This is a genomic window from Gemmobacter sp. LW-1 (genome assembly GCF_001303875.1).
GTDB lineage: Bacteria > Pseudomonadota > Alphaproteobacteria > Rhodobacterales > Rhodobacteraceae > Gemmobacter > Gemmobacter caeni.
The window spans coordinates 7,501-20,022 of sequence record NZ_LJSC01000054.1; the positions used below are offsets into that span (position 1 = coordinate 7,501).

14 protein-coding genes (1 of these 14 only partly in view) are annotated in these 12,522 nt (G+C 65.4%); 7 read left to right on the forward strand and 7 right to left on the reverse strand.

From position 1 onward, the window contains the following. Together AO684_RS16295 and AO684_RS16300 are read left to right on the forward strand one after the other, a co-directional pair. A protein-coding gene (locus tag AO684_RS16295) for an SRPBCC family protein (RefSeq protein WP_054303794.1) crosses the window boundary here: on the forward strand, nucleotides 1–209 show its end. The gene continues 265 nt to the left of window position 1, outside the view; the window shows 209 of its 474 coding nt (coding positions 266–474); its start codon lies beyond the left edge, outside the window; the stop codon is at nucleotides 207–209. Then, nucleotides 209–1,081, forward strand: coding sequence for an SRPBCC domain-containing protein (locus AO684_RS16300; protein ID WP_054303795.1), 873 nt, complete (start codon nucleotides 209–211; stop codon nucleotides 1,079–1,081). Before AO684_RS16295 ends, AO684_RS16300 begins: the two co-directional genes overlap by 1 nt. Nucleotides 1,082–1,101: 20 nt before the next feature. Here AO684_RS16300 and AO684_RS16305 read toward each other — a convergent pair whose 3' ends face one another. From AO684_RS16305 to AO684_RS16315, 3 genes are all read right to left on the reverse strand, one after another. Beyond that, nucleotides 1,102–1,812 (reverse strand): hypothetical protein, encoded by a 711-nt coding sequence (locus AO684_RS16305; protein ID WP_054303796.1) that lies wholly within the window; start codon nucleotides 1,810–1,812, stop codon nucleotides 1,102–1,104. Next, nucleotides 1,809–3,818, reverse strand: a complete 2,010-nt coding sequence (locus AO684_RS22070) for a VWA domain-containing protein (RefSeq protein ID WP_082401078.1) — start codon at nucleotides 3,816–3,818, stop codon at nucleotides 1,809–1,811. Before AO684_RS22070 ends, AO684_RS16305 begins: the two co-directional genes overlap by 4 nt. 81 nt (nucleotides 3,819–3,899) lie before the next feature. Next, nucleotides 3,900–4,877, reverse strand: coding sequence for a helix-turn-helix transcriptional regulator (locus tag AO684_RS16315; protein WP_054303798.1), 978 nt, complete (start codon nucleotides 4,875–4,877; stop codon nucleotides 3,900–3,902). Between the two features lie 318 nt (nucleotides 4,878–5,195). Here AO684_RS16315 and AO684_RS16320 point away from each other — a divergent pair, with 318 nt between their 5' ends. The 5 genes from AO684_RS16320 (at nucleotide 5,196) to AO684_RS16335 (ending at nucleotide 10,813) form a co-directional block, all read left to right on the forward strand. Then, on the forward strand, nucleotides 5,196–6,128 hold the full coding sequence (locus tag AO684_RS16320; RefSeq protein ID WP_054303799.1) for a sulfurtransferase: 933 nt from the start codon (nucleotides 5,196–5,198) through the stop codon (nucleotides 6,126–6,128). Continuing rightward, on the forward strand, nucleotides 6,128–7,258 hold the full coding sequence (locus AO684_RS16325) for a YeeE/YedE family protein (RefSeq protein ID WP_054303800.1): 1,131 nt from the start codon (nucleotides 6,128–6,130) through the stop codon (nucleotides 7,256–7,258). The genes AO684_RS16320 and AO684_RS16325 overlap by 1 nt, the downstream gene beginning before the upstream one ends. Further along, nucleotides 7,255–7,419, forward strand: coding sequence for a hypothetical protein (locus tag AO684_RS22075; RefSeq protein WP_170120578.1), 165 nt, complete (start codon nucleotides 7,255–7,257; stop codon nucleotides 7,417–7,419). Before AO684_RS16325 ends, AO684_RS22075 begins: the two co-directional genes overlap by 4 nt. A gap of 211 nt (nucleotides 7,420–7,630) precedes the next feature. Continuing rightward, entirely contained in the window at nucleotides 7,631–9,034 is a 1,404-nt protein-coding gene (locus tag AO684_RS16330) for an aldehyde dehydrogenase family protein (protein WP_054303801.1), read from the forward strand. A 66-nt stretch (nucleotides 9,035–9,100) separates the two neighbouring features. Then, nucleotides 9,101–10,813: an AMP-binding protein gene (locus tag AO684_RS16335; protein ID WP_152968452.1), complete on the forward strand. Its 1,713-nt coding sequence runs from the start codon at nucleotides 9,101–9,103 to the stop codon at nucleotides 10,811–10,813. On the opposite strand, the gene AO684_RS16340 is transcribed toward AO684_RS16335, so the two are convergent. The 4 genes from AO684_RS16340 to AO684_RS16355 form a co-directional block, all read right to left on the reverse strand. Continuing rightward, nucleotides 10,801–11,169 (reverse strand): cytochrome c3 family protein, encoded by a 369-nt coding sequence (locus AO684_RS16340; RefSeq protein ID WP_054303803.1) that lies wholly within the window; start codon nucleotides 11,167–11,169, stop codon nucleotides 10,801–10,803. The two genes, AO684_RS16335 and AO684_RS16340, sit on opposite strands and share 13 nt — an antisense overlap. Beyond that, on the reverse strand, nucleotides 11,166–11,798 hold the full coding sequence (locus AO684_RS16345; protein WP_054303804.1) for a hypothetical protein: 633 nt from the start codon (nucleotides 11,796–11,798) through the stop codon (nucleotides 11,166–11,168). The genes AO684_RS16340 and AO684_RS16345 overlap by 4 nt, the downstream gene beginning before the upstream one ends. Next, the gene (locus tag AO684_RS16350) at nucleotides 11,776–12,216 is read right to left on the reverse strand and encodes a hypothetical protein (RefSeq protein WP_054303805.1); all 441 of its coding nucleotides are present in this window, start codon (nucleotides 12,214–12,216) and stop codon (nucleotides 11,776–11,778) included. Before AO684_RS16350 ends, AO684_RS16345 begins: the two co-directional genes overlap by 23 nt. Before the next feature lie 4 nt (nucleotides 12,217–12,220). Beyond that, the coding region (locus AO684_RS16355; RefSeq protein ID WP_200907826.1) for a hypothetical protein at nucleotides 12,221–12,522 on the reverse strand (302 nt) is incomplete at its 5' end.

Sequence of the window (12,522 nt, forward strand, 5' to 3'; positions counted from 1 at the left end):
CTTATACCGAGGGGTGGAAACCCGCGCCGGAGCCGTTCATGACAGCGATCCTGTTGCTGTCGGATGCCCCTAACGGCGGCACGACCTATACCGCCATCGCCCGCCACCGCAATCCCGAGACCCGCAAGTCGCATGAGTCCATGGGCTTCTTCGATGGCTGGGGCACGGTCGCGACCCAGCTCGAAGCCTATGCGCGCGGGCTGATGTGATGGGCCGCTTTGCCACGCTGCATTTCGAACGGCAGGTTGCGGCACCCGTCGCGACCCTGTGGCAGACCTGGACCGCACCCGCCGCACGCGCGGTCTGGGCGGCCCCCACGCCCACCGTCTCGGTTGAGTTTCTGGAAGCTGACAGCCGGACCGGCGGGCGCGAAATCTCCCTGTGCAAGGTCGACGGACAACCTGACATCCGCTGCGAGGTCGGCTGGCTGGACATGCAGCAGGCACAGCGCAGCGTGAACTACGAGGTCGTTTCCGTTGATGGCGTGGTGCAATCGGCAGCCATGGTCACGGCAGATTTCACCCCCGAGGGCGAAGGCTCCCACCTCTCGGTCACGGTGCAGCTTTCCTTGATGGCAGGGGATATGGAGGCAGGCTATCGACAGGGCTTCGATGCCGGGCTTGGCAATCTCGCAGCGACCGCCGAACGGACCATGGTGATCCGGCGGACGATCAGGGCGCCGCGGCAACTGGTCTGGGACACCTGGGTAAACCCGGACACCTTACCGCAATGGTGGGGACCAGAGGGGTTTTCCTGCCGTACCAAACGGATCGACCTGCGGTCGGGCGGAGAGTGGGTGTTTGACATGATCGGGCCGGACGGCACGGTTTTCCCCAACCATCACCGCTATGGCGAACTTCGACAGCCCGAGCGGCTGGGCTATACGCTGCTCTGGGGCGAAAACGGGCCGAAACACGCCGACGCCTGGGCCCAGTTCGACGAGACGGATGGCACGACAACCGTCACGCTGGCGATGATCTTCAGTTCGGCGGCCGAGTTCCAGCAGGCCAAAGGCTTTGGCGCCATCGAACTTGGCTTGCAGACCTTGGGAAAACTGGCCCGGCAGATCGGTGCGCCGTAAACCACGCCCGCGCAGCCGGGTCAGCCCGAGGCCTTGGCAATGTCGACGGTGACGCGCACATCACATTTGCCCAGCCCCGCCGCGTCGATCACGGCCTGCGAAGCCCCCTGTGCCCGCACCTTCAACTGCACTTCGATGCGGGCAAGGCGCGGGTCAACCAGCCGCGCGTCATAGGTGACACCAATGTCCACCAGCGAGGACGCGCCCGACTGACTCACCGCGGGCCCCTTCCCCGTGAAACGGGTGTCATCCACACGGCTCCAGTCGATTGCGCGGGCCGCGCCTTCCATGCGGAACCTGTCCGGATGGAAGGCACCGTTCCAGACGATATCCCGCGGGAAGACCAGCGCATCGGTCATCGGGTCCAGCGCCGCATCCAGACCGGCCGGGCAGTGCGAAACCTGCCTGCCGGTCACGGTGCCGATCCATTTGCCATCCTCCGGCAACATCACATCGAAAAGCTCCAGCGGGCATTCCCCGTCGCCACCGGCGGCAAGGTCGATCTCGCGCAGGGACAGGCGGCTCCAGATATAATCGCCGTCAAAGCGCACAAGCGTCGTGCTGCCCGCAGGTGCAGCAGTGCCCAGAACGACTTCGGCCTCTTCCATCGTCACCGCCGCCAGTGCGCAGCGGCAACCGCCCGCGCCGCAATCCGCGACAACCAGCTTTTCCTGCGCCAGCGCGGGGGGCGCCGCCAGGAGGGTGACAATACTCAGAACAAGACGGGTCATTCGGGGCTCCATCCGGGGACAAGCGTGGAAATCGGGTCGTCGCCGGCCGGCCGGAACGCGACACCCCCGAAAGAGGGTGCCCTGGCCATCGACAGGCTGGGCAGAATCACGGCCATTGCTCCATCGGTCACAGCGTCTGTCCCCCCGAAGACGCACAGCGGCCCCAGCGCGCTTTCCTCGCATGGACCGTTCTGCACCAGCCATTGCAGCGGATTGAGCACCAGCATCCTGTCATCCGGCCCCGTCAACGTGACGCCCGGAAAGCGTGCCCTCGCCCCGGCAGCCGTTTCCGCGAAGAGCGCCTCCTCCGCCTGCCATCCGTCTGGCAGATTAAACGACAGGCCGGTCGCGGCATCTTTATAGGGGGTGGCACCCGGCAGAGGCACCGGCTCGGCAGGGGGAGCATCCTCGCCCATTCCCGCCTGTTCAAAGCCCACCGGAATCTCGAACGTCCGTGCCCCGTCTGCGGTTACCTCGATCTCGGCAGCGAAATACATCCCCCCGGCAGCAAGCCCCTCGACCTGCCAGCGTCCAGGGTAAAGCGCGGTCTCCCACGCCCCGGAAAAGGCTTCGGGCATCGCCACGGCCTCGGGCGCAGAAGCCAGGGGTGTGAGCGGCACCGCGCTCCACGAGACCGGATCATTTTCGTATCCGGACGGGGGCGAAATCCGCACCGGGATCTGGACGGGAACGCCTGCATCACTCCCCACCTCCAGCGGCATGGAAAAGATGACACGACGGTCGGCGCTGCGACCAAGAACGTAGCGCAGCACATAGCGCCCCGGCGCGTCTGGCGCCGTCATGCTGCCCGCACCTTCGGGGCGATCCCCCGGCTCTATGGTTTCCGCGACATAGAAATATGAGAGATCCCCGGATGTGTCCTCTTGCCCCTCGGGCACGATCCCGACCCAGTCATCCGCTCCGGCGGGACCAGCCCACAGCACGGTGAACGGTTCACCCGGCAGAACCGGCCCGGTCGGCGTCAGGCGCGCGGTCACATTGGCGCCGATCCCGACAAAGGGCGAGGTCAGGCCCGGAACACCCGGCTTCATGCCCGACACGAAACCATCGGCAACGGGATAGACATCGGGACGAAACTCGGTGCCTGGCCGGAACGCAAAACAGCGTGCATGCTCCACAAAGAAGCTGCCGACGGGTTCGAAACGCCATGACCCGCAGGCGCCGTCAGCCTCGCAGATGGCGCGACAGGCTTCGGCGGTGCCGTCTGCCGGAAAGTCGAAAGCGGCGGGTTCCGGCAGGTCGGGGCCAAAACTCTGGCCTGTCGTGGCAATGGCGAAACCGGGCATCCAGACATCGCCGGGGAAATGGCGCGCCGGGGCATCGGGCTCCGGTTCGGGCAAAGGTTCCGGCGCGGGAAGTTCTGCCCCGCTCACCGCCTGCTCCAGCGCGCCTGCAAGGCCCCCGGCATCCGAGGCCTCGATATAGCGCCCGCCGGTATTGTCGGCGATACACGCGACCTCCTCCGCCTCATCGCGAGTGAGGCCAAAGCCGATGACATGCGCGGTGAAATCGACGCCGGACTGTTCCAGCTCAGCGGCCAGCGCGCAAGGGTCGGCCTCGCAGGTTTCGATCCCGTCGGTCACAAGCACCACGGTTGCAGGTTCCTCTGTGCTGCGCAATGCTTCGGCCGCCTGTCGCACGGCCTCGGTCAACGGGGTCTTGCCCTGAAACCGCATCGTCTGGACGGCATCGAGGATCGCCGTCGCGCTGCCGGCCTCGGGCGCCACCATCAGTTCGATATCCGCGCAATTGCCGCGTTCCCGGTGCCCGTAGGCCATCAGTCCCAGCACCCGGTCGGCGGGCATATCCGCCAGAACATCGGCCACCACCTCGCGCGCAATCTCCAGCTTGGGTCGCCCGTCGATCTGCCCCCACATCGAGCCCGACCCGTCCATCACGATCAGCGTGCGGCTTTGGGCCATGGCAGGCACAGCCAGGCCAAGCGCAAGCAGCGTCGCGCACAGACGATGACAAATCAGGGGCATGGCGGTCTCCGGCTCATGGTCATGCGCGATCATGCTGCGAGAATGGCCGCGCGTCTTGGGCCGAGCGGCAGTGAATGCGGGTCAGACGGAACCCTGCCCCCCGTCGCGCAACCGCTGGAGAGCAAGATTGCGCGTTTCAGTCGGGGTCTGTCCGAAAGCCTGCCGGAACCGCTGGTTGAACCAGGAGAGGTCACCAAACCCCGCTTCGGCGGCAATCCGGCTGACCGGCAGCCCATGTTGCATCGGGTCAGACAGGCGCCGACAGGCCAGCATCAGACGCCTGCTCAGGACGTAATCCGTGAACGAGGTACCCTCATCGGCAAAAAGTGCCCGCAGATAGCGCGGCGAGATTCCATGACGCCCCGCTATCCAGCCGGACGAAAGATCCGGGCTGGTCAGGTGCCGCTCGATGTCCGCCCTGATGGCCCGCAACCGCGCAACGCGCGCGCCCCGTCCCCGCGCGATCTGTTCGGTTTCACGGTCGGCCCCGATCGCCAGCATCACCAGATCCTGAAGATGCGTGCCGCATTGTTCCAGATCGGATGTCGACAACTGCGCCGCTTCGGCGTGGATGGCACGGGCATAGGCCAGCATCAGTCGCCATTGCGGTGTCAGCGCGATCTGCGCCCGAAGTGCAAGCCTGTCGCCCGCCGGTGCCAGAAGCGCACGCGGAAGCGACAGGTAGAAGGCATGCGCGCCCTGCCCCTCAAACCGGGCGACGCCTGGCTCCCCGGTCGGATCAAGGTAGATCGAGCCCACCGCGCAGGCCTGCTCGTTGCCGCCCCGCTGACGAATGGTGAAGCCGCCGGAAAACGGGATATGCAGCAGGATATTGTCACCCGTTCCCGCCGCCAGCGCCAGGGTCCGGCTGGTCACGCAGGCGGAATGGCTGGTATCGGCAAAGACCGCCTGCCCGATCAGCGCAATCGAGGTGCGCGAGGCGAAATCCTCGCCCGTCGGCGCAACCATCAGCTGACAGACCTGCGCGCAGGCCGCTTCGAATTCGGCAATCCGCTGGCCGGGGTCCAGCGCGTTGGTGTCGAGTTGGAAATGGGTCATGGCAAGCAGGGTCTTTCGGCAACCCCCAGAGCCTTGCCTGCGGAAATGAAGCTGTCAACCGATCCCCGCGACACAGGCCGGGCGGGTTTTGGGATTTGCCCGCCTGTTCCGGCAAAAAAGAAACCTGTTCCCCTCTGGCACGGGATCGGGTGCAGATATTCCCGCCGCCGCGCTGAAGGGATTCAACTGCGCGCGCGCACAGCCAAAGGCCAAGAAAATATCCCGGCAAAATACCCAAGGAGGCAGGATTGGTTCCTTGATCATCCGACAAGAACCCATGAAATGAGAACAAAAGCCTCCTTCAGCGAGAGAACCCCGATGACCCGTCTTGCCTTTGTTCCTCTTTCAGGCCTCGCCGCGCTGTTTGCCAGCACTGCTTTCGCAGCCGATCTTGGCCCGCTGGTCACCCCTGCGGAGCTGGCCGCCGCCAGCGCCGAGGCGCCGATCATCCTCGACATCCGCGCCAAGGGCTATGCCGAGGGCCATATCGAAGGCGCGGTTTCCGCGCCCTACGGCCTGTTCCGCGGCCCCGAGGAGAATCCGGGCGCCGTCCCCCCGGTCGAGAAGCTGGAAGAAACCTATGAATCGCTGGGCCTCGATCCGGCGCGGCCGGTGGTCATCGTGTCGCAGGGCGATACCGATACCGATTTCGGTGCCGCCGCGCGGGTTTACTGGACGCTGAAAAGCTCGGGCTTTACCGAACTTTCGGTGCTGAACGGCGGGGCGACAGCATGGGCCAATGCCGGGCTGCCGATCTCGACCACCGCCGTGACCCCGGCGCCGACCGACCTGACGATCACCTGGAACGATACCTGGACCGCCGATACTGCCGCTGTAAGCGATGTCGTCGCGGGCAAAAGCAAGGCCATCCTTGTCGATGCCCGTCCGCCCGCCTTCTTTGAAGGCAAGAAGGCCGCTCCCGCCGCAGCCCGTCCGGGCACGCTGCCCGGCGCGCAGAATCTGCCTTACACCGAATTCTTCCGCGCGGGCGCCACGGCGATCAACCCGACCGGCGATGTGGCGGCGCTGAAGGCGCGGCTGGGCATCGGCGCGAATGACGAGGTGGTGTCCTTCTGCAACACCGGCCATTGGGCCGCGACCGACTGGTTCGCGCTGTCCGAACTGGCGGGGATCGAGAATGTCCGGCTCTATCCCGCCTCGATGGTCGAATATTCCCATACCGATGGCGAGATGGCGAACCAGCCGGGGCTGTTCACCAATCTGCTCAATCAACTGACGGGCGGCAACTGATGTCCGCCACTGGCACGGTTTCGGCACGGGCATCCGGTCAGGGCCTTCGGCGCGCGGGCCTGCTCGCCGGGGCGCTGGCGGCTGTGGCGCTGGTCGCGCTGTTCGTGGGCGCGCGCTACGGGTTGATGCTGGCCATCGGCCTCGGCTTCGGCATCACGCTGGAGGGGCTGCGCTTCGGCTTTGCCGGTCCGTGGAGGGCGATGATCCTGCGGCGCGAACCCGCCGGGGTGCTGGCGCAGCTTCTGGCCATCGCCCTTGTCGCGGTCGTGGCCATCCCGCTGCTCAGCAGCCACCCGGGGGAGCTGTCGGGGGCACAGGCGCCGATCGGCTGGGCCATGATCGGTGGCGCCTTCGTCTTCGGCGCAGCGATGCAGGTGGTGCTGGGCTGTGGCTCGGGCACGCTGGTCAATGCGGGCTCGGGCAATCCGGTCGGACTGCTGGCCCTGCCGTTCTTTGCCATCGGCAGTTTCGCCGGGGCCTATGGGCTGGTCTGGTGGACAAGCCTCGGTGCGCTGCCGGTGCTGACACTCCGCGGCGGCTTCGGGCTTGGAGTGACGCTGGCAGGGCTGGCGCTGGTGGCCGGGCTGTTCTGGCTGCTTGGCAAACCCGGCACGCGGCGCCTGCCGACACGTTATGTCGTCGCGGCCCTGCTGCTTGCGGCCCTTGGCATCGGCAACCTGCTGATCGCGGGCCAGCCCTGGGGCGTGGTCTACGGTCTGGGCCTTTGGGCTGCCAAGGGCGCCAGCGCCATGGGGGCGGATCTGTCCGGCTCGGCTTTCTGGAGCGCGCCGGGCTCGGTCGAGCGACTGCAAAGCTCTCTGCTGACCGATTATACCTCGCTGACCAATCTTGGCCTGATCGCCGGGGCGTTCGGTGTCGCCACATGGCGCAGCGGCGGCCTGTCACAGCCCCTGCCCCGCTATCCGGCCCGCGCCTGGATCGCCACGATCATCGCCGGGCTGCTGCTGGGCTATTCCTCGCGGCTGGCGTTTGGCTGTAATGTCGGCGCCTTCTTCTCGGGCATCTCTACCGGCAGCCTGCACGGCTGGGTCTGGTTCGCGGCCGCCTTCGCAGGGGCCTTTGTCGGCATCCGCATTCGCCCGATGGTCGGGCTGGAGGCACGCGCATGACCCGCCGTTTCACCGCGACGCTGATGGTCCTTGGTCTTGCCGGGCTGCTGGCCTTCGACCTCACGACCACACCGCCCAACCCTTACAAGGCACCCGTGGTCTTTGCCTTCGGCTCTGGCCTTGCCGCATCGGGCGGCTTTTGCGGAGCCTTGCCGAACTAAGGCCAAACCAGAAAGGCGCCCGGATCAAGCCTTGCAGACGATCCGGGCGCGGCTTCCGCACCTCTTTGCTAATTCTCTTACGAGTCATTGATTTAGCTTGATTATTTTGGCACCGTACGCGGATGATTTGGCGCCGCAGCCCCAGACACCACCCGCTTCGCCTGTTTAAGCTCTGCCCAGAGACGGCGGTCTGCCGTCGAGGGAGGAAGCCATGGATTACAAAATGCTCATCAACGGCAGGTTGGTGGCAGGCGAGCGCATGCTTGACGTCATCAACCCTGCCACCGAAGAGGTTTTCGCGCGCGTTCCGCACGCGACTGAAGCCCACCTTGACGAGGCCGTCGCCGCCGCAGCGGCGGCGCAAAAGATCTGGTCGAGGACCACCATGGCCGAGCGCCGCGCCGTGATCGAGGATCTGGCCGCCGCCATCCGCGCCAATGCCGACGATCTGGCCCGGACCATCACCATGGAACAGGGCAAGCCCCTGCCCGAAGCGGCGGGCGAGGTGGAGTGGAGCCAGGGCTACCTGCTGCATACCTCGACTCTGCAGCTGCCCGACCGGATCATTCAGGACGATGCGCAATTCCGCATCGAGACCCGGCACAAGCCGCTGGGCGTGGTCGGCGCCATTGTCGCGTGGAATTTCCCGCTGCTGCTGGCTTGCTGGAAAATCGGGCCTGCGCTGATGGCCGGGAATGCCATCATCCTCAAACCCGCACCGACAACACCCGTCACCACGCTGAAGCTGGGCGAGATCTGCGCCCGTATCCTGCCCGCGGGGCTGGTCAACATCCTGACCGACAATAATGATCTCGGCCCGAAGATGACCACCCATCCGGGCATCGCCAAGATCGGCTTCACCGGGTCGTCTCAGACCGGCAAGCGCATCATGGCCAGCGCAGCCGACACGATGAAGCGCGTGACGCTGGAAATGGGCGGCAATGATCCGACCATCGTGCTGCCCGATGTCGACGTGCGCGCGACCGCCGAAAAAGTTTATGGCGGGGCTTTCTTCAACGCAGGTCAGGTCTGCCTCGCGATCAAGCGCGCCTATGTGCATGACGCGATCTATGACGATTTCTGCGACGCACTGGCCGACATCGCCAGGGCCGCCGTGGTGGATGACGGGCTGAAGCAGGGCACCACCGTCGGCCCCATCCAGAACAAGGCGCAGTTCGAGAAGGTGAAGGGCTATCTGGAAGATGCCCGCACCAGCGGCCGCATCATTGCCGGGGGCGAGTTGCGCACTGGCAAGGGCTATTTCATCAGCCCGACCATTGTGCGTGATGTAACCGACGGCCAGCGTATCGTGGACGAGGAACAGTTCGGCCCGATCCTGCCGGTGATCCGCTTCAGCGATGTGAAGGACGTGATCGCGCGGGCCAATGCCTCCGAATACGGGCTGGGCGGGTCTGTCCATTCCGCCGATCTGGACAAGGCAACCGAAATCGCGGGCCAGATCGACTCTGGCACGATCTGGGTGAATCAGCAGCTCAACATCGGGCCGCATATTCCGATGGCGGGCTTCAAGGGCTCGGGCCTCGGGGTGGAACAGTCTGTCGAAGGGCTGGCCGAATACACCCAGATGCAGGTTCTGAACGTCGCGCGCGGCTGAGGCCACCATTGACGGCTCCGCCTGCCCGGTCCGCCGGGCGGGCCTTGCCCTTTCCGGAGATCAAACATGTCTCATGCAATGGCGGCAGGCGCCGCCCCGAAAGACGGGCTGTCGCATGTCACCGGCCCCGGGGAACCACCGCTAAAACAGGCCACCATCCCGCAGCTTCTGCGCGAGGCGGTCGCCAGCCATGGTGATGCCGAGGCGCTGGTGTTCTGCGAAACAGGCAAGCGGCTGACCTATCGGGCTTTCGCGCAAGAGGTGGACCGCTGCGCCGCCGGTTTACTGTCACTCGGGGTGACGCAGGGCGACCGGGTCGGTATCTGGTCACCCAACCGGCTGGAATGGGTGCTGACGCAATTCGCCACCGCCCGCATCGGCGCCATTCTGGTAAACATCAATCCGGCCTACCGTCTGTCGGAACTCGACTATGCGCTGAACAAGGTTGGCTGCCGCGTGCTGATCACGGCCCGTTCGTTCAAAAGCTCGGATTATGTGGCAATGATCCGCGAACTGGCCCCGGAACTGGGCCGTGAGGGGCCCTTGGCCTGCTCCCGCCTGCCGGAGTTGCGGCATATCGTGGTCATGGGCGATGACGCGTCCTCCGGCATGATCGCCTTCACCGATCTGACCGGCCGTGCCACCCCTGCCCTTCTGGCGCGGCTGGACGGCATCGAGGTCGGGCTTACGCCTTCGGACCCGATCAACATCCAGTTCACCTCGGGCACCACTGGCATGCCCAAGGGCGCCACACTGTCGCATTTCAACATCGTCAACAACGCGCGTTTCGTGACCGACCGTATTGCTCTGACCTCAGCCGACCGGCTGGTCATTCCGGTGCCGCTTTATCATTGCTTCGGCATGGTGATGGGTGTGCTGGGCGCGGTCAGCAAGGGCGCGAAGATGATCTTCCCCGGTGAGGGCTTCACCCCGGCGCAGACGCTTGACGCCATCGCGGCGGAAGGTGCCACCGCCTGCTACGGCGTGCCCACCATGTTCGTTGCCATGTTGCAGGAACTGGATCGCCAGCACCGCGACCTGTCCACCCTGCGCACCGGCATCATGGCGGGGGCGCTGTGCCCCATCGAGGTGATGAAACGCGTGAACCGCGACATGCACATGCGCGAGGTGACGATCTGCTATGGCATGACCGAAACCTCCCCCGTCTCGTTCCAAAGCTTTACCGACGATCCCACCGAAAAGCGCTGCGAAACCGTGGGCCGCATCCATCCGCATCTGGAGGTGAAGCTGGTGGACGCCGAGGGTAACACCGTCCCGGTAGGTGAAAAGGGTGAACTCTGGACCCGCGGCTATTCGGTGATGGCGGGCTACTGGGGCGACGAGGCCGCAACGGAGGCCAGTATCACAGACGGCTGGATGCACACCGGCGATCTGGGCGTGCTGGATGCGGAAGGCTTCTGCACAATCGTCGGACGGGTCAAGGACATGATCATCCGGGGCGGCGAGAACATCTACCCGCGCGAGATCGAGGAGTTCCTGATCCGCCACCCCGAGGTCAGCGATGTGCAGGTCTTCGGCATCCCCGACGATACTTTCGGGGAAGAGGTCTGCGCCTGGGTCGTGCTGAAACCCGGCAGCACGCTGATGGCAGAGGCATTGCGCGACCATTGCAAGGGCCAGATCGCGCATTTCAAGATCCCGCGCCATGTGCGGATCGTGACTGACCTGCCGCTGACCGCCACGGGCAAGCCGCAGAAATTCGTCATGCGCGACCGGATGCAGGAGATGCTGCGCAACGAGGCGGCTCAGAACGCGTGATCGTCCAGATGGCAGGCGATGCAGCGGCGGGTGGGACCAGAGGGCCTGCCCGCCGCATGTTCGTCGATATGGCAGCTCTGGCACAGGCCATGGAACTGCGCCTCCAGCAGCGGGGCGACCTTCTGGTCGGTGACATGGCAGGTCATGCAGGGCGGCCCGGCCGTGCGGTCGACAAACTCGTGGTGACAGGTCGCACAGGGTTTGCCGAAATGGGACTGATGGGTGAAGGTCATCGGCAGCACCGCAAGGCTGCCCCCGAAGCGGGCCGCGCGCTCCGGCAGCGGCTGGCCCATCGGCAATCCGGTGACGACCAGCGCCACCCCGGCCAGAAACAGCGCGGCCAGCAGCCATTTCACGGCATCACCTCACGCATCAGGACGAAGACGGCCACCGCCCCGCCACCGGCCCCCAGCCAGGCTGCAACCGGAACAGCGGATGCGCGCGGCCAGATCCGGCGACCAAAGGCGCAGGCCAGCGCAATGGCGGCCAGAGCCGCCGCCTGCCACCACATAGGCAGATAAAAACCGCTCAACAGGACATGCAGCAGCGTTGCCGCCAGACAGGCCAGCGCAAGATGCCGGTGCAGCCTGCGAAAGCCGCGATAGCTCGGGTGCAGGCGCCGGCGATCAGGCATGCGGGCAAGGATGCTCAGCCCTGCCAGAAGCAACAGACCGGCAAGGCCCAGCCACATATGCAGGGAACCACCCGGCAATAGATAGAACCGCGCCACGGCATCGCCCGCGAGAAACCAGAACGCATGCAGACCGGCAATGGCCAGAACCCAGTAGCCCAGCAATTCATGCGGGCGGGGTGTGCCACGCGGGCCGGGGATCATCTGGAACAACAAGCCCGCCAATGCCAGAAACCCCAGCGCATTGCCGAAGTCCCAGAACAGCCCGCCACTGCGCCACGGATCGGCCAGCGCCATGACCGCAAGGATCAGCAGCGCCGGAACCGCCCGTTCACGGCCAGGGATATTCCGCAATCTCGATGCCCAGATTGCGCAGATCCTCGACCACCTTGCGGCGATAGATCACGACATCGCCAACCGGCACCGCCCGACGGCGCGTCACCTCGGCCTCGGTGAAATGGCCGCTGCCATCAGACCACTGATCAAGGATATAGTTCATCACCTCCGCGATCTGAGCGTTGGTCATGTTGTTCCCGACCACGCCGGGCACGTGCATGACGTAGTCACGACCGGATTCGATGCTGACGATATGGCCAACCGAATTGGGAAAGGCGGGAATGCCGCCTTCCACCGTGCCCAGCCCCTGCATGCCGTGGCAGCCGGAACAATGCAGCACATAGTTCGCACGGGGCGAGGTCGCGGTATTCCCCGCGACACCCGGTGCAGCCGTGGCCAGAACCAGAAGCGAAGCCAGCAGGGGCTGTTTCATCATGCTCTCACTCCGTCGGCGGGCGCAGGGCCTTCAGATCATCCTGCGTGGTCATGCTGGCGCGCATCTCGGCGATCTGGGCAGGCGTCACTGACTGGTCGGTCTGGCCCAGATCAGACAGAACCCAGGTGGTGATCTGCGCCAGTTCCTCATCCGTGGTTCCGGCGACCGGCACCATGATCAGCCCCATATAGCGTTCGCCGTTCACGGTGATCGGCTTGGCGAAGCCCTTGGTGACGATGCCGCTGATATAGGTCGGCGCCTTGTCGCCCAGCGCCTGCCAGAAATCCGGCCGGTTCAGCGGCGGGG

Excerpts from the sequence above, each read along its gene's own strand:
- AO684_RS16300 (WP_054303795.1), top strand. The coding sequence starts at position 209 with ATGGGCCGCTTTGCCACGCTGCATTTCGAACGGCAGGTTGCGGCACCC.
- AO684_RS22070 (WP_082401078.1), bottom strand. The coding sequence starts at position 3,818 with ATGCCCCTGATTTGTCATCGTCTGTGCGCGACGCTGCTTGCGCTTGGC.
- AO684_RS16320 (WP_054303799.1), top strand. The coding sequence starts at position 5,196 with ATGACCCGTCTTGCCTTTGTTCCTCTTTCAGGCCTCGCCGCGCTGTTT.
- AO684_RS16350 (WP_054303805.1), bottom strand. The coding sequence starts at position 12,216 with ATGATGAAACAGCCCCTGCTGGCTTCGCTTCTGGTTCTGGCCACGGCT.
- AO684_RS22075 (WP_170120578.1), top strand. The coding sequence starts at position 7,255 with ATGACCCGCCGTTTCACCGCGACGCTGATGGTCCTTGGTCTTGCCGGG.
- AO684_RS16335 (WP_152968452.1), top strand. The coding sequence starts at position 9,101 with ATGTCTCATGCAATGGCGGCAGGCGCCGCCCCGAAAGACGGGCTGTCG.
- AO684_RS16305 (WP_054303796.1), bottom strand. The coding sequence starts at position 1,812 with ATGACCCGTCTTGTTCTGAGTATTGTCACCCTCCTGGCGGCGCCCCCC.
- AO684_RS16315 (WP_054303798.1), bottom strand. The coding sequence starts at position 4,877 with ATGACCCATTTCCAACTCGACACCAACGCGCTGGACCCCGGCCAGCGG.
- AO684_RS16330 (WP_054303801.1), top strand. The coding sequence starts at position 7,631 with ATGGATTACAAAATGCTCATCAACGGCAGGTTGGTGGCAGGCGAGCGC.
- AO684_RS16325 (WP_054303800.1), top strand. The coding sequence starts at position 6,128 with ATGTCCGCCACTGGCACGGTTTCGGCACGGGCATCCGGTCAGGGCCTT.